Origin of the sequence: Streptomyces sp. NPDC007084 (genome assembly GCF_040703595.1) — a bacterium.
GTDB lineage: Bacteria > Actinomycetota > Actinomycetes > Streptomycetales > Streptomycetaceae > Streptomyces.
The window spans coordinates 182,791-198,983 of sequence record NZ_JBEYFY010000003.1; the positions used below are offsets into that span (position 1 = coordinate 182,791).

Annotated in this window: 13 protein-coding genes and 1 pseudogene; 5 read left to right on the plus strand and 9 right to left on the minus strand. The window is 69.7% G+C overall.

Annotation, left to right across the window (positions count from 1 at the left end):
* Positions 1-28: 28 nt before the first annotated feature.
* Positions 29-2,788, minus strand: coding sequence for a tetratricopeptide repeat protein (locus AB0912_RS04350; protein ID WP_366696415.1), 2,760 nt, complete (start codon positions 2,786-2,788; stop codon positions 29-31).
* 245 nt (positions 2,789-3,033) lie between these two features.
* Between AB0912_RS04350 and AB0912_RS04355 the strand changes: the two genes are divergently transcribed.
* From AB0912_RS04355 to AB0912_RS04365, 3 genes are all read left to right on the plus strand, one after another.
* Positions 3,034-3,192 carry a hypothetical protein gene (locus tag AB0912_RS04355; RefSeq protein ID WP_366696416.1) on the plus strand — a complete coding sequence of 53 codons (159 nt, stop codon included), beginning with the start codon at positions 3,034-3,036 and terminating at the stop codon, positions 3,190-3,192.
* A gap of 305 nt (positions 3,193-3,497) precedes the next feature.
* A complete protein-coding gene (locus tag AB0912_RS04360) occupies positions 3,498-4,265 on the plus strand; it encodes a hypothetical protein (RefSeq protein ID WP_366696417.1) in 768 nt (255 codons plus the stop codon).
* 35 nt (positions 4,266-4,300) lie between these two features.
* A complete protein-coding gene (locus tag AB0912_RS04365; RefSeq protein WP_366696546.1) occupies positions 4,301-4,537 on the plus strand; it encodes a helix-turn-helix domain-containing protein in 237 nt (78 codons plus the stop codon).
* Positions 4,538-5,644: 1,107 nt separating this feature from the next.
* Here AB0912_RS04365 and AB0912_RS04370 read toward each other — a convergent pair.
* The 3 genes and pseudogenes from AB0912_RS04370 to AB0912_RS04380 form a co-directional block, all read right to left on the minus strand.
* Positions 5,645-5,982, minus strand: a pseudogene (locus AB0912_RS04370) (type II toxin-antitoxin system death-on-curing family toxin); the annotation flags it as partial.
* 261 nt (positions 5,983-6,243) lie between these two features.
* The gene (locus AB0912_RS04375) at positions 6,244-7,572 is read right to left on the minus strand and encodes a class I SAM-dependent RNA methyltransferase (RefSeq protein WP_366696418.1); all 1,329 of its coding nucleotides are present in this window, start codon (positions 7,570-7,572) and stop codon (positions 6,244-6,246) included.
* A gap of 154 nt (positions 7,573-7,726) precedes the next feature.
* Positions 7,727-9,775, minus strand: a complete 2,049-nt coding sequence (locus AB0912_RS04380; protein WP_366696419.1) for an APC family permease — start codon at positions 9,773-9,775, stop codon at positions 7,727-7,729.
* A 554-nt stretch (positions 9,776-10,329) separates the two neighbouring features.
* Between AB0912_RS04380 and AB0912_RS04385 the strand changes: the two genes are divergently transcribed.
* A complete protein-coding gene (locus AB0912_RS04385; RefSeq protein WP_366696420.1) occupies positions 10,330-11,001 on the plus strand; it encodes a TrkA family potassium uptake protein in 672 nt (223 codons plus the stop codon).
* Positions 11,001-11,678, plus strand: a complete 678-nt coding sequence (locus AB0912_RS04390) for a TrkA family potassium uptake protein (RefSeq protein WP_366696421.1) — start codon at positions 11,001-11,003, stop codon at positions 11,676-11,678. Before AB0912_RS04385 ends, AB0912_RS04390 begins: the two co-directional genes overlap by 1 nt.
* Positions 11,679-11,816: 138 nt before the next feature.
* On the opposite strand, the gene AB0912_RS04395 is transcribed toward AB0912_RS04390, so the two are convergent.
* The 5 genes from AB0912_RS04395 to AB0912_RS04415 all read right to left on the minus strand — a co-directional run bounded on the left by AB0912_RS04395 (position 11,817) and on the right by AB0912_RS04415 (position 16,192).
* Positions 11,817-12,575, minus strand: coding sequence for a DUF3159 domain-containing protein (locus AB0912_RS04395; RefSeq protein WP_366696422.1), 759 nt, complete (start codon positions 12,573-12,575; stop codon positions 11,817-11,819).
* Between the two features lie 3 nt (positions 12,576-12,578).
* Positions 12,579-12,977, minus strand: coding sequence for an OB-fold nucleic acid binding domain-containing protein (locus tag AB0912_RS04400; RefSeq protein ID WP_366696423.1), 399 nt, complete (start codon positions 12,975-12,977; stop codon positions 12,579-12,581).
* Between the two features lie 118 nt (positions 12,978-13,095).
* Complete coding sequence (locus AB0912_RS04405) at positions 13,096-13,842, minus strand: response regulator (RefSeq protein ID WP_366696424.1); 747 nt, start codon at positions 13,840-13,842, stop codon at positions 13,096-13,098.
* Between the two features lie 136 nt (positions 13,843-13,978).
* Positions 13,979-15,199 carry an alginate lyase family protein gene (locus AB0912_RS04410; RefSeq protein WP_366696425.1) on the minus strand — a complete coding sequence of 407 codons (1,221 nt, stop codon included), beginning with the start codon at positions 15,197-15,199 and terminating at the stop codon, positions 13,979-13,981.
* 228 nt (positions 15,200-15,427) lie between these two features.
* The gene (locus AB0912_RS04415) at positions 15,428-16,192 is read right to left on the minus strand and encodes a DUF3710 domain-containing protein (RefSeq protein ID WP_366696426.1); all 765 of its coding nucleotides are present in this window, start codon (positions 16,190-16,192) and stop codon (positions 15,428-15,430) included.
* Between the last annotated feature and the right edge of the window lies 1 nt (position 16,193).

Here is a 16,193-nt window from a genome sequence, read left to right on the forward strand (position 1 = left end):
GTGAGCCGACGGCCGCCGACCGGACGGGTCACCTCAGCCCTTCCAGCCGCTCTCGAACCTCCCGCACCCCCTCACCGTCCATCAGCTCACGTAGCACGATGACTCTCTCCAGCTCCCGCACCGCCCCGTCGGTGTCGCCGGCGGACACCAGGACATCAGCGAAGAGCATCCGTACCTTCTCCTCGTTGGGCCAGTTCTCCTGTTCGCGGAAGATGTCGGAGGCCTGCCGGTACAGGGTGATGGCCTCGTCCCGTTCGGAACGGGCCAGGTGCACCTTGGCCAGGGTGAACAGCACATCGGCCAGGCCGCTGCGCTCCGTCGTGCGCTCCACCACGCCCAGGGCGTCGGCGCACCGGCGGAGCGCCTGCTCGTGCTCGCCCCGGTCGAGGTCGATCGCGCCGAGGGCGTTCAGAACAGCCGCCTCTCCGACCCGGTCGGACACCTCCCGGCACAACTCCAGTGCGCGGCCGAGCGCTTCCTCCGCTCCCGTCCGGTCGCCCTGCTTGCGCAGGGTGAGTCCGAGCCGGTGCAGCGTACGGGCCAGACTCAGCCGGCCTTCCGCGCTGCGGTCCTCCTCGCTGAGCCGGACGGCCCTGAACAGTTTGCCCGCCGCCAAGTCGTACTCACCGAGCCGCCAGTGGGTCCCTGCCAGCGACCGGCAGACCATGGCGCGATCGACCGGGCTGGCGACGGTTTCCGCCGCCGCGGCGGCGTACCGGAGGTTCTGCCGCGCATGATCGAGCAGGCGACGGCGCCACTGGTAGATGACCAGGGCCATCGGAAGCAGCCACACGTACCGGTCGATACGCCGATTGATCGCCAAGTGAATGCCTCGCTGGACGGTGGCGTACTCCTCGTCCAGGAACGCCATCGCCTCCGCGAGGTCCGCGGGGTCGGTGACCCTGACCGCTCCGGGCTCGCCGGTGGGCAGGGTGCGTTCGCGGTCGAGCACCCGGTCGCAGGCGCGGACGTTGTGCAGCTGGTGTTCCAGCACCTGTCGTACGGTCGCCCGCTCGATCTCCGCGTTCTCTCCGTCCGGCACCGGCCGCACGTGCCGAAGGGCGAAGGCCCGCACGAGGTCGTGCAGCCCGTAGCGGTCGCCGTGATGTTCCACCAGGTTCGCCGCCACGAGGTCCACCAGGGCCCGGTCGGTACGCGTCCCTTCGTCCACTGCCCGTCCCAGATCCATCACCGCCTCCCAGGAAGCGCTGGGCCCGGGGTGGACGGCAAGCTGCCACAGCAGCAGCCGGGCTTCCTCATTCAGCACGCGCACGGAGCAGTTGAGCGCGGCGCGGACCGACAGTGCGTGCTCGGGCAGGTCCAGAGTGTCCAGCTTCGCCCGCTCCAGCTCCTTCTCCATCTCCCGCACCAGGGCAGGGAGGGTGTGCAGCGGACGCGCACCGACCCCCAGGAGCCTGGCCACCACCACGAGGGCCAACGGCAGCCGACCGCAGAGGTGGACCAGCCTGCTGAAGGGCACGGCGTGCTTGGCACGGTCCTCGGCCGACACTTTCTCCTGGAGCACCTCCAGCGCGTCCGCCTCGTGCAGCGGCTCCATCTTGCGGAACAGCACCTTTCTCTCGGACTGCAGCCGCAAGAGGTCGTTACGACTGGTGACGATCACGGCGCAGGTACCGTCTCCGGGAAGCAGCGGCAGCACCTGCTGGGCGCTGAGCGCGTCGTCAAGGACGATGAGCACCGACCGGTGGGCCAGCGCCGACCGCAGCGCGTTGCTCTTGCTCTCCGTTCCTGTCACCGTGCTGTAGGGCGGCAGCGCGGCCAGAAAGCCGTCCAGGATCTCGTCCGGTTCGGCGGGCCGCACGTCCCCGTCGGCGAATCCGTTCAGTTCGCCGCACAGCACCCCGTCGGGAAACCGCTCCCGCAGCCGACCGGCAAGGTTCTCGGCCACCGTGGTCTTCCCGACGCCCGCCATGCCGCTGATCAGGACCAGCGCCAGATTGCCGGCGTCCTGTTCCTCGCACACGGCCCCGAAGAGGTCGCCGATCAGCTCGTCCTGCCCGATCGGCTTACGCCTGCCACCGGGCAACTGGTCGGGAACGGGGGGCAGGAGCGCCCCGCCCGGCCGGCGGCCCTCTCCCCGGACCTGGTCGATGGCGCTCTGTACATCGACATCCGCCTTTCCGTTGCGCTTCTCCCACTTCTTGATGAGCCGCTCACGTTGGGACTCCGGCAGGTCTGCGTGGGCGAGCAGGTAGAACCGGAAGATCTGGGGCAGTTCCGGCGCGCGCTCGAACCATTTCTCCGTCTCCTCGCGCAGCCATTTGACCTCCCAGGACTTGTGGGCTGCGTCCAGCCGCGCGTACACGGCGGCCATCAACTCGGCCCGTAGCTCCTCCCGACGCAAGTGGAAGCCGGTCTCGGACAGTCCGTGCAGCAGTTCGTCCTCGCCGTCCCACTCCTCCAAGGCCGTGCCGAGCAGCTCGAACTGCGCCTTGCAGGGCAGTCCCTCGGCCTGCTTCACCTTTTCGCGAAAACGGAGCAGGTCGACGTCTCCCACCGGCACGCGGAGCGTGCAGTAACCCGACTTGCCGCTATGGGGCACGAGTTCCCGGCCCAGCCGCTTCCGCAGGTCGGCGACGACGCGGTCAACCAGATCGCCGACGTCCTCGACGCCCTCCCAGAGGACTTCGGCTATGTCCTTCCTCTTACATCGGCAGTCTGGCGAGGTCACCAGGAGCGCGAACAGGGCCGCCACCTTCGACCCTTCGACCACCCTCCTGCCGCCGTCCCCTTCGGCTCGCACCGGGCCCAGCACGTACCCCTCCATCGCCCTCCCCCTCACCGCGCCGCAGTCAGTGGTCCGACCCCTCGCCGGCGCTCCTTCATCTGTGCGCCGTGCTGTGCCACTTCACACGCGCTTGCTTCTTCACGCCCCCCGGGGACTCAGTTATCCCTCAGTTTTCGCTCTGCGGCCCCGCTTCACCCCCGGGCAGGATGGCACCAGCCGCTCGCAGAAGCACGAAACGGCGGCTTAGTCATCCATCGACTCATCCGAGAGGAACCGCCAACCCGATGAACAGTCGTCAGCGCAACCGCCGGGCAGCCCGTCTGCGCAAGTCCCCCGACTGGCCGCCGAGCCGCCGCCGGCGGGCGGCCGTCCGGACCGAGGACACCACCCCGGCGACCCTGCCCACCGAGGCGCCGGACGCCTCTTCCTCCGAGACCGCCTGAGCGCAACAGTTCGTGGGTGCCCGTTCTGAACGGGCACCCACCCGCCTCGCGAATTCCGTCACCGGCGAGCTCGCGGCCTGGCTGCCGCGCTTGTTCCACGCTCGTGGCCAAAGGCGGCGTTACCTGGTCGAGAAGACCACTACCGCATGCTCACGCATCAAAGTGAGGCTGGTGGGACTCGTCTCCGCTTGACGCGGATATGAGGCGGTACGTCCCCACCACAGGGACCCACCTCGTCCAGCATCTCGGTATCTCCAGCACCTCCGGACTCAGATTCCCGCAGTCCAAAGAGAGGATATTTCCTGATGTATCCACCGCACAGCAGTGCGTTCACCTCGGTGAGGCGGCACTTCGACGATCCCCGGACCAGTGACGCGGTCTTCGTGCTCGTCCCCCCGGACGCCGACGAGGCTGACCCGGTCCGGCTGACCGCCGCCGAGACGCACGAGGCCTTGTACGGCCCCGACTCCGACCCGCAGTTCGCCACCGCGGTCTGGAAGGAGGTCATCCGCACGGCGCAGAGCGACCTGACTCCAGACAGCAAGGGGAAACTCCTGGCGATCTGGCTGGCCCTGCCCCGGTTGACCGGGACAGTCCACCGGGTCTGCACGCGCCTGCGGGCCGACCGGTCGGACGTGGAGGCCGAGATGGTCCTGGCTCTCCTGGAGAAACTGGCGGATCGGGACGGCGCGAGCCGTCTCACCGACTCCTCCCTGCTGCACGCGGCGCGCGCCAAGGCGTGGCATCTCGCCCGGGAAGGGCTGCGGGAGCTTCCCTCCACCCAGATCGAACGCATCACTGAGGAGCACGCTCTCACTGCGTCCGGCGAGGAGGCGGACGCTCCGGCGGCGGAGAGCCTGGACGTACGGGTCGACCGTCCGGACGGCCCGGACGGGCTGTGCGCACCGCTGCGTTTCCGGGTGCGCCCGGAGCATCTGCGCCGACAGGGAATCTTCATCGACACCGACGACGGGTCGCAGGACCGCTCGGCGGGTCACAGCCCCGGGAAGAGGCGACGGCCCGGGCGCCGCGCGGACACCCGGCCGGTCCGCCCTGCGGGGAGGCGAGGGTGAAGGACCCGGCAGAGGGCCGCCTCAGTTTCACGGAGATGTTCGACCTGCCCGTCGCAGTGGACCTGCGCACGGCGGCCCGAGCACTCGGAATCGGCTCGACGACCGCGTACCGGCTGATCCGCGAGCACGAGTTCCCCTGCCCCGTCCTGCGCATCGGACGTAGGTACAGGATTCCGACCAGCGAGCTGATGCGCGCCCTGGGGATCGAGGACCGCCCGCTGTACAGCGTGGACCCGGAAGAGGACACGGACGTTCCGAGCGGCGGCTTCTGACGGTAACCACCGTGCGGCTCCGTGGCATCGGACACGGAGCCGCACGGCCCTGCCTCCTACGACGGGCCGTTCGCCGCCGAGGTGCGCCGCACGGTTCTCCACGGCTGCTCGGCAATCGGAGGGTGAAAGAATGCCCTCCTTCTTCGCCGAGCGGTTCGACGGCCGACAGCCCGCGCGCGTCGGCTAGTTCGTGACCCGCCGGCGATCACCGACCCGAGCTACGGCGAGCGCGCCCGTCAACCCTGAACCTGCCGCTGAGCCGTCGACGCACGCTTCGGCACCCGCGTCATGATCGCCGCGCTCGGCTGGGGCGCGGATCTGAACAACCCGGCGGCCCAGCCCTACGCACCGCATGCCACGACCGCCCTCGAGGGGATGACCCCGAAAGTCCTCGTCGTCGTGGGCACGAAGGACTGCCACCTACCCAATCTTCTCCGACCGGCAGGACTGGGGAAGCGACGCCTACGCGGCGTCTCCCGCGCCGAAAACCAGGTTGGACGACTTCGACGACGCGAAGCACGGGCTGGTCGGCATCCCGGCCTTCGACGCTGCCGAGGCCACCGACGAGGACCCCGACCGTGTCACCGCCGCACGGGCCATCGTCCGGGCGCACCTGCGCTCCCGAGTTGTGCCCGCAGGAACCGGACTGGTACCGGACCGGGCCACCGCGGTCCGCGCACCAACTCCCACGCCCCGTGTCGCTGACCCGCAGACGCTCCCTGCAATCGGATCCAAAGTCCGCCACGAGAGCCCGTATCCATTCCTCCGTCACCTCGTCCCCCCTCCAAGCTGTGGACGTGGACGGTGGATACCGCAGACACGGCTTGTTGGAGGCGAGAGGACCGGCTCAATGCGCACGGGGGCGCGCGAGGGGCGCGGACAGCACGTTCCGTGACCGCTGGGAAAGCAGGGGTGGTGTTGGTTGGGGAGAGACCGCCGTAGCCAATGTGGACTTTTCCTGCCGCCCAAACGGGCTGGCGCGTGGGACGCCGTTCCCGCGCCACGCCGACCCACTGCCCCGTCTCGCGAAAGCATAGGAATCCACCCGCTGAACGAACGGGTCAGTCCCCCGGCGGACTGCCAGGAGCCAGCACCGCTCCCAGAACCTCATTCCGTCCCGTACCCACGACGTCGAATGTCAGGAAACGGGGACCAGACCGACAGACGCTTGGCAATAGCCAGTACATCGATGTTGTCCTGCGCGACTTCCTCGACGAACGGGCCGGCAATGGATGCGAGTGGTGGGACAGCACTGGCGCTGACACCGTTGAGCCGCAAGAAGACACGCATAGCGAGCCAGGCGGTGCGCTTGTTCCCGTCGATCAGCGCGTGATTGCGAGCGACGGAGTGCAGCAGTGCCGCGCCCTTCTCATGCAGCGTGGGATAAAGCTCGGCCCCGAACACGTTAGTCCGGGCCGTTCGATCGCTGACACCAAAAGTCCCATGGCCCCCCGACCCGGAGTCCTTGCCCTGCGTCGACGGCCCCGGTCTGCGGCCCAGGGCCGGAGAGGTCCGAGGTTGAGGCTTCCGATATTCGAGCGTCATCCGAGCGTCAAAAATTCTCCATTGCGCATCACCACGTCACCGCGAGACCCACACCGACCCTTGAACCTGCAGCTCAGAGCGTTCTGCACAAGCGAACCTCAGTCGACGCATTCCGCGGGCAAAAACAGGTCGAGCTAACCACCTGAAATGCAAACAGCAGGTCAGATGCCCTTAGCAGCGGGCTCAAAAATCGCCACGCACTCCACATGATGCGTCATAGGAAACAAATCAAACGCCCGAAGCGTCCGCACCCGATACCCCCCGTCCCGGAAATACGCGATGTCCCGGGCCAGTGCGGCCGGATCGCAGGCCACGTAGGCGATCTTCCGGGCGCCCAGCGACGACAGGTGTTCCACCGTCTTCTTGCCGGCGCCCGCGCGGGGCGGGTCCAGGACGATGAGGTCGACCTCGGAGATGCCCGTGCGCGGGAGGACCGCCTCGACCTTGCCCTGCTCGATACGGACCCGCTCGAACCCGGCGAGATTATGCCGGGCGTCCTCCACCGCGCGCTTGCCCGACTCGATGCCGAGCACCGCCCCCTGATCGCCGATGCGGTCCGCGAGGGCGCCCGCGAAGAGGCCGACGCCGCAGTACAGGTCGAGCGCCATGTCGCCCTTGCGCGGCAGCAGACCCTGCATGACCGCCTTGACGAGCGTGTCGGCCGCCTTCGGGTGGACCTGCCAGAAACCGCCGCTGCCGACCCGGTACGTACGGCCGTCGGCGCGCTCGCGGACGAACGCGCGGCCGTGGACGCGGTGGATGCCGCCGTCCTGTTCGGCGACCCGCATCACGGAGACCGGCTTGTCCAGTTCGACGAGCGGCAGGCGGGCGCCCGGCCGCGGCTCCAGGATCACCATGCGGTCCTGCGAACCGGTCGCCGCGATCGCGTCGACGGCGGCCATCCCGGCCCAGTCGCGCTCCTCGATGCCGAGTTCGGTGACGCCCTCCGCGGCGATCATGCAGCGCTCGATCGGCTCGACCTCGTGCGAGCGGTGGCGGCGCAGACCGGCGTTGCCGTCCGCGTCGACCGCGTACTGCACGCGCGTACGCCAGGCCGGAACCTCGCCGGCGGGCAGCTTGTCGCCCTCGGCGGGCATCACGGTGCCGTCCCAGCCGGCCTCCTCGGGCGTGAGGCCCGCGAGTCGCTGGAGCTGCTCGGTGATGACCTCGCCCTTCAGGCGGCGCTGCGCACCCGGCTTGGCGTGCTGCCAGTCGCAGCCGCCGCAGCGGCCCGGGCCGGCGTACGGGCAGGGTGCCTCGACGCGGTCCTTGGACGCGTCCACGATCCGTACGGCGTCGGCGCGCAGGAACCGCGCGCCCTCCTCGCCCTCCGTGACGCGGGCCACGACCCGCTCACCGGGGAGCGCGTGCCGGACGAAGAGGACCTGGCCCTCGTCCGTACGGGCGATGCAGTGCCCGCCGTGCGCGACGGGCCCGATCTCGACCTCGTACTCGTCCCCCACCAGCGACTTCTTCGGTTCTGCCTGCATGGTGGGGTGACTCCAGATGCGATGGGGGGTACGGCCGGACAACAGCCGACCAGTCTACGTGCTTCCGGCACCCGCCGATCGCACCAGCCGACTTGCCCAGGTCATCCCCGGTTCACCCCAGCAGGCCGCCGCCCGGGCGAACCCGCCCCGCCCCTCACTCCTTCGCGCTCGGCTCCTTCGGCCGGTCGTGGGCCGGGCCCCGGCGGACCGCGCCCGGGGCGCTCCAGTCCTGGCGCCTGCGGGCGCGTACCTTCGCGGCCTCGGAGGATTCGAGCTGGTAGGGCACGGAGGTGACCATCACGCCGGGGGTGAACAGGAGGCGGCCCTTGAGGCGCAGGGCGCTCTGGTTGTGCAGCAGGTGTTCGTACCAGTGGCCGACGACGTACTCGGGGATGATCACGGAGACCGCGTCGCGCGGCGACTCCTTGCGCAGGCCCTTGACGTACTCGATGACGGGCCGGGTGATCTCGCGGTAGGGCGAGTCGAGGACCTTCAGCGGTACGTCGATGCCGCGCCGCTCCCATTCGTCGCGCAGGTTCTTGGTCTCGGCCGGGTCGACGTTGACGCTGAGCGCTTCGAGGGTGTCGGAGCGCAGCAGTTTGGCGTAGGCGAGGGCGCGCAGCGCGGGGCGGTGGATCTTGGAGACCAGGACGACGGAGTGGACGCGTGAGGGGCGGACGCTGTCGTCGTTGGGGCCCTCGGGGGCGGCGAGTTCCTCGGCGACGCGGTCGTAGTGCTTACGGATCGCGGTCATCGTCGCGTAGAAGATCACCATGCCGAGCAGGGCGACCCAGGCGCCGTGGGTGAACTTGGTGACGAGGACGACGACGAGGACGAGGCCGGTGAAGAAGGCGCCGAAGGCGTTGATCGCGCGGGAGCGGACCATGTGGCGGCGTGTGTTCTGGTCGGTCTCGGTGGCCAGGTGGCGGTTCCAGTGGCGGACCATGCCGGTCTGGCTGAGCGTGAAGGAGACGAAGACGCCGACGATGTAGAGCTGGATGAGGTGCGTCGAGTCGGCCCCGTAGATGATGACGAGCATGCTCGCGGCGCCGGCCAGGAGCACGATGCCGTTGGAGAAGGCGAGGCGGTCGCCGCGGGTGTGGAGCTGGCGCGGCAGGTAGCGGTCCTGGGCGAGGATCGAGCCGAGCAGCGGGAAGCCGTTGTACGCGGTGTTCGCGGCCAGGAACAGGACGAGCGCGGTGGCGGCGGCCAGCACGACGAACAGGAAGCTGCCCTTGCCGAACACGGCCTCGCCGACCTGGGAGATCACCGGGTTCTGGACGTAGCCGGAGCCGACCGCGACGCCGTGGTGGATCAGGTCGGTGGCGGGGTTCTCGGCCATGCGCACCTTGGTGACCATCGCCAGGGCGATGATGCCGCAGAACATGGTGACGGCGAGCAGGCCCATCGCCGCGAGGGTGGTGGCGGCGTTCTTCGACTTCGGCTTGCGGAAGGCGGGGACGCCGTTGGAGATGGCCTCGACGCCGGTGAGGGCCGCACAGCCGGAGGAGAAGGCGCGCAGCAGCAGGAAGACGAGGGCGAAGCCCGCGAGCCCCTGGTGCTCGGCCTTGATGTGGTACTCGGCCGTCGGCGCCCGCATGGTGTCGCCGAGGACCAGGCCGCGGAAGGCGCCCCACGCGATCATGATGAAGACGCCGGCGACGAACACGTAGGTCGGGATCGCGAAGAGCTTCCCGGACTCCTTGACGCCGCGCAGGTTCATCACGGTGAGCAGGATGATGACGGCGACCGCGCACGCCACCTTGTGCTGCACCACGAAGGGCACGGCCGAGCCGAGGTTCTCGATGCCGGAGGCGATCGACACGGCGACGGTGAGGATGTAGTCGACGAGCAGGGCGCTGGCCACCGTGAGCCCGGCCCGGGGACCGAGGTTGGTGTTCGCCACCTCGTAGTCGCCGCCGCCGCTCGGGTAGGCGTGCACGTTCTGGCGGTAGGAGGCGACCACCGTGAACATCAGCACCACGACCGCGACCGCGATCCAGGGGCTGAAGTGGTAGGCCGACACGCCCGCGATGGACAGGACCAGCAGCACTTCGCCGGGCGCGTACGCCACGGACGAGAGCGGGTCGGACGCGAAGACGGGCAGGGCGATGCGCTTCGGCAGGAGCGTTTCACCCAGCCGGTCGCTGCGCAACGCCCGCCCGATCAGAATCCGTTTGGGCACGTCGGTCAGTTTGGACACAACAGGGGATCGTAAGGGCTCGAACAGGAAGCCGCCCACCCACCGCCCCTGTTCGTCTCAGCATCTGCTCTCCGAGTGAAAACAGGGGGCGCTCCGGCTGCGGATTCCGTGGTCCCGGAGGCCCGCGTGTCTATATGACAAATCCCCGCACCCTGACCGCCTTGGAGACCCCATGCACCTGAGCCCGGAGCTCATCGGCGCCACCGTCGGACTGGTCGGCCTCGGAATCCTGACCCTGGCGAGTGTTCGCAGCATCACACGGCGCTGAGCCCCCACCTCCGCACCCTCACCCTCTGCTCTCCCGACCGCGCCGGGAAACAGCGCGGCCTCCTCTCCCGCCCGCTCCGGGAAACAGCGCGGCCTCCTCTCCCGCCCGCTCCGGGAAACAGCGCGGCCTCCTCTCCCGCCCGCTCCGGGAAACAGCGCGGCGCGCCGGGAAAAGCGCGGGCGGAACCGCACAGGGGTGCCGCCGGGTGACCGCGCGTGTGTAGCTTGGACGGCGGTCTGAGACCCTGGTGCCTGAGCCGTAACCATTGACATCCGGAAGGACGGTCGTGCACATCGTCATCATGGGCTGCGGAAGAGTAGGTTCCGCTCTTGCCCAGACCCTGGAGCAACAGGGGCACACGGTCGCCGTGATCGACCATGACCCCACCGCCTTCCGTCGGCTGGGCTCCGGGTTCGGCGGCCGTCGGGTCACCGGAGTCGGCTTCGACCAGGACACCCTGCGCGAGGCGGGTATCGAGGAGGCGGGCGCGTTCGCCGCCGTCTCCAGCGGTGACAACTCGAACATCATCGCCGCCCGGGTGGCCCGCGAGATGTTCGGCATCGAGAACGTCGCGGCGCGTATCTACGACCCCCGCCGCGCCGAGGTCTACCAGCGCCTCGGCATCCCGACCGTCGCCACCGTCCGCTGGACGGCCGACCAGATGCTGCGCCGGCTGCTGCCCTCGGGCGCCGAGCCGCTGTGGCGCGACCCCACCGGCGGTGTGCAGCTCGCCGAGGTGCACACCTCCCCCGCCTGGGTGGGCCACAAGATCAGCCGGCTCCAGGAGGAGACCGGCGTGCGCGTCGGGTTCCTCACCCGGCTGGGCGAGGCGATCCTGCCGACCTCGCAGACGGTCCTGCAGGAGGGCGACCTGGTGCACGTCATGATGCGCACCGACGAGGTGGACAAGGTCGAGGCGGCGTTCGCCAAGGGCCCTGAGGAAGAGGCGGGTCACTGATGAGGGTCGCCATTGCCGGTGCCGGCGCCGTAGGCCGCTCGATCGCGGGCGAACTGCTGGAGAACGGCCACGAGATCCTGCTGATCGACAAGGCTCCGACCGCCATCTCGGTCGAGCGCGTCCCGCAGGCCGAGTGGCTGCTCGCCGACGCCTGCGAGATCACCTCCCTGGACGAGGCCGCGCTCCAGCGCTGCAACGTGGTCATCGCGGCCACCGGTGACGACAAGGTCAACCTGGTCGTCTCCCTGCTCGCGAAGACCGAGTACGGGGTCCCCCGGGTCGTCGCCCGGGTGAACAACCCCAAGAACGAGTGGCTCTTCAACGAGTCCTGGGGCGTGGACGTCGCCGTCTCCACCCCGCGTCTGATGTCGGCCCTCGTCGAGGAGGCCGTCAGCGTCGGTGACCTGGTGCGGCTGCTCCGCTTCAGCCACGGCGACGCCAACCTCGTCGAGCTGACCCTGCCGCCGGAGTCCGCCCTGGCCGGCACGACCGTCGGTGACGTCCAGTGGCCGGAGGACACCTCCCTGGTGACCATCATCCGCGGCACCCGGGTCCTGACGCCGTCCCGCGAGGACTCGCTGGAGGCGGGCGACGAACTCCTCTTCGTGGCCGCCCAGGCCCGCGAGGAGCAGTTGGAGGACCTGCTGTCCGTGCGCCGCAAGGACGCCTCGCGCTAGCGGATCGCTGCTCTACGACGTTGGGGGCGCCCGGAGATTCTCCGGGTGCACCCAACGTCGTAGAGGTACCAGTGGCCCGGGGCTCGCCGTCCGTCGGGCGTTCCTCAGGGAAGGCGGCCGGGAGCGGCGGGGTGCGGCTCAGGCCTCGCGTCGGTGGCGGGCCGGGGCGGGCGTCTCGCCGCGCTCCTCCGCGAGGGCGGCCTTGCGCTCCTTCTCGGCCTTCTCCTCGGCCTCCATCTCCGCGAACACGTCGATGGGCGGCGGCGCCTTGGCCAGGAAGACCCAGGTCAGCCAGACGGCGAGCAGGAACGGCGGGATCTTGAGGGCGATGAGCACCCAGCCGAACTGGGTGGTGTCGCCCCACCAGTAGAGCGGGAAGAGCACCGCGCACTTGGCGAGCAGGATCAGACCCCAGGCCCAACTGGCCTTCCCGTACGCCTTCTTGCGGCCGGGGTTGCGGGTGCGCCAGGAGAGGTTCTCCTTGAAGACCGGGCCGAGGATCAGGCCGATCAGCGGGACGCCGGCCAGGGTCGTGACGATGTAGGCGACGGCGAGGCCGAGCGTGTAGAGCATGCCCGGCAGGTAGAAGTCCTTGGCGTTGCCGGTCATCATCGCGAAGACGACACCGAAGGCGACGCCGAAGACGCCGCTGAAGGCGTGCTTGACGGTGTCGCGCCGCACCAGGCGGACCACCACGAGCAGCAGGGACACGGCGAGGGCGGCGATCGCCGACCAGTGCAGGTCCTTGTTGATCGTGAAGATGGTGACGAACAGCAGGCCGGGCACCACCGTCTCGACCATGCCGCGCACGCCGCCGAAGGCCTCGAAGAGTGCGGCCTCCGTCACCGCCCTCGAATCCTGCTGGGGGTCTTCGGTCGGCTTGTCGAGCGACGTCACCGGCTACTCCCGTCCGAGCGGTCTGAGTTCGTACTTCGGATTGAACAGCACCCTACGGCCCCGGCTCATCGAGATGCGGCCGGATGCGATGAGCTTGCGCCCGGGCTCGATGCCGACGATGGAACGGCGGCCGAGCCAGACCACGTCCAGGGCGGCCGAGCCGTCGAACAGCTCGGCCTCCAGCGCCGGGACACCGGCCCGCGGCCGCAGAGTGACCGTGCGCAAGGTACCAGTAACCGTGACGATCTGCCGGTCGTGGCAGTCGCCGATACGGGTGCAGCCCGCGGTCGCGGTGTCCTCCCGCAGCTCCTCGGACTCCAGGTCCTCCTGGGTCGAGGAGAGCCGGTCCATCATGCGCCGGAACCGGCCCGCCGGCTTTTCGGAACGAGGAACAGCACTCATACCGAAAGCGTACCGGTGAGCGTTGACACCTACGTACCCACGGCTGCCCGGGCCGAACCGGAGCAGCGGGCAGCCCCGGAACCGGTCGGGGACGTCACGTTCCGTACGCGCGCGCGGGTCATCGCTCGAACCGGTATCCCCTTCCCGGCTCGGTGAGGAGGTGCTTGGGGTGCGCGGGGTCGGCCTCCAGCTTGCGGCGCAGCTGGGCCAGGTAGACCCGCAGGTAGTTCGTCTCCGTGCCGTAGGACGGCCCCCACACCTCCTGGAGCAGTTGTCTCTGGCCGACGAGCCGGCCTCTGTGGCGGACCAGGGCCTCCAGGAGGCGCCATTCCGTGGGGGTGAGGCGGATGTCCCGCCCGTCGCGGTGCACCTTTTTGGCGGCCAGGTCGACGGTGAAGGCGGCGGTCTCCACGATCACGTCGGCCACACCGCCCCCCGCCGCCTCCCTCCCGTCTCCGGTCGCCCCCACGCCGCCCCCGGTCGCCTCCACCCCACCCCTGCCGGCTTCCGCGCGGCGCGCGGTGGCACCGAGCCGGGCGAGCAGCTCGTCCATGCCGAAGGGCTTGGTGATGTAGGCGTCGGCCCCCGCCTCCAGCACCTCGGCCTTCTCCTCGGCGGAGTGCCGGGCGGAGAGCGCCAGGATCGGCACTCCGGTCCAGCCGCGCAGCCCCCGGATCACCTCGGCCCCGTCCATGTCGGGCAGGGCGAGGTCGAGGACGATGACGTCGGGGCGCCGGGCCGCTGCGAGCTGGAGCGCGCCGGCGCCGTCGGACGTGGCGTCGACCTCGTATCTGCGGGCCTTCAGGTTGATCACGAGGGCTCGGCTGATCTGTGGCTCGTCGTCCACCACGAGGACCCGGGTCATGAGACCTGCCTTTCCGCGCTTGCCGCCGGGGATACCGAGTGAGGGACCCGGGAGGAAAGGTGACCGCCTTCCGGGGGGCGCCACCATCCTGCCCGGGGTCCCTCACTGGTTCATCGCACGAGCCCCCCGTTTCGGTTCACGCGGGATTGTCGCCGTGTGTCAGCGTCTCCCAGGCGACGAACAGGTTGTTGCTGCCGGCCGGCCGGTTCTGCCGGGTGAGTGCCTCGGTGTTGGTCATCGCGATGCCCAGGCGGTTGTGCAGGGCGTTGTAGCCGACCTCGGTGACGGGGCCGAGCCCGAGGCTCAGCGAACCGCCGCACAGCCAGCTCGGGACGGCCGCGCCCAGTTGGTACTTGGACTGGAAGCCGAGCGCCTGGCGCAGCCGCTCCCCCACGTCGGTGCCGTACAGGTCCTGGCCCTGGATGCGGCTGGTCTCGGCGATGTGGGAGATGGCGGAGACGCCGTATCCGGTGTGCGTGAAGTCGCGGCAGGTCTCCTGGGTGAGCCCGGTGACGAAGGTGGACTGCCCCTGCCAGTAGTTGACGATCTTCGCGGTGGTGTCGAGGTTCTGGCTGGGCACCGTCTTGGGCACCGACCCGTCGGTGGACAGGTACACGTAGGCCGCCGTGCGCGTCCGGAACTTCGCCATGGCCTTGTCGTACGACGTCTTGTCGTCCAGGAAGACGGAGATGCCGACGGCGGCCTCCATCATCGACAGCTCCCAGTTCCCGTTGGAGTTGGAGCCGTTGATGATCTCGGGCAGGTAGACGGTGCGCAGCATGGTCGCGAAGCGGCCGGAGTTGGCCCAGGAGCCGGTGTATGTGTACTTGATGATCTCGGCGGCCTTGGGCCAGGAGGAGCCGGCCCAGCCGGTCTGGAGGGGGGCGTTGCTGTTGGTGTGGTCCTTGATCACGGCGGACCAGGCGTCCATCAGCTCGATGGCCTTCCTGGCGTACCGCTCGTCGCGGGTGACGTACCAGGCGAGGGCGTCGGTGTACGCGGCGATGGCGTCCTCGCGCTCGTCCGTGCAGCCGTAGTTGGGGTTGGAGTACGAGCCGCACTCGACGGTGGCACGGGGTGCGGGGGTGCGCGTGAGGGAGGCGTACCTGCTCCCCATCATCTGGTCGTAGGCGCCCTTCCAGGGCTGGACGCCGGCCAGCACCTGGGTGCGGGCGAAGTCCAACTGGCCCTTGGAGACGGTGACTCCGGGGTGGACGAAGGTGGCGGGGGCCGCCTCGGCGGGGTGTGCGCCGGGGCCGGAGAGAAGCGTGCCGACCAGGGCCGCGGTCGCGGCCGCCGCGGTGAGGAGGAGCGCGGGACGCCGTCGGTGGCGCCGGGGTGTGGGGGTGTCGGACATGCAGAGCCATCCGTTCTTGTATGTGAACGACGCATGGAGTGCTGAACATGTGCGCTGGCCGGTGACCATAGGTACGGACCAGACTTCCGTCAAGGCCTGAAGAAAGACCCGCTGCTCAACTGCCGTTCAGATACGAGAACTTGAGGGGCCCGCTCAGAAGTGGCGCGAGGACCCCGGACACAGGAAAGGGCCGTATCCCGCCGGGGATACGGCCCGCCTGATGACTGTCTAGCGAACCTCGGTGATCTCCGGTCCGCGCTGGAGCTGACCCATGCCGCCGGAGAAACGGGACCCGCTCTGCTCCTCCTGCTGGACCCCTTCGGGGACCATCTGCGCGTCGTTCGGCAGCTTCAGGACGATCGGGTCACGGGGGGCCATCGGGCCCTCGCCGCGGACGACGACCGTGTCCCGGAAGATCTGCTCCAGCAGGCCGGCGGCCTGCGGCTGCACCGCCCCCTGCCCGGAGATCACTCCGCGCAGGAACCAGCGGGGACCGTCGACCCCGACGAAGCGCACGACCTGGAAACCGCCGGTGCCGTCCGGGAGCTGCACGGGCACCTGGGCCCGCAGCTCCCAGCCCAGCGGGCCCTCGACCTCGTCGATGACACCGCCCTGCTGGGTGATCCCGGAGGCGATCTCCTCGCGCACCTCGCCCCAGATGCCCTCGCGCTTGGGAGCGGCGAAGGCCTGGAGCTGCACGGCGCTGTCCTTCAGGACGACGGTCGCGGCGACGATCGCGTCTCCGGCGACCTCCACCCGCAGTTCCATGCCGTCGACTCCGGGCACGAAAAGGCCGCCCAGGTCGACGCGGCCCTCGGCGGGGTCACGGACCTCGGCGCTGTCCCAGGGGCCATCGGGGCGCGGCTCGGGTTCGAGGCGCACGCGCGCGCGGTCCTCGTTCTCGTCCGCCTCAGTGTCGACGCCGTCGACGACCTGCTCGGCCTCGCCCGCCGCGTCCTCGGCGGCACTGCCCTTCTTGCGACGTCCGAACACG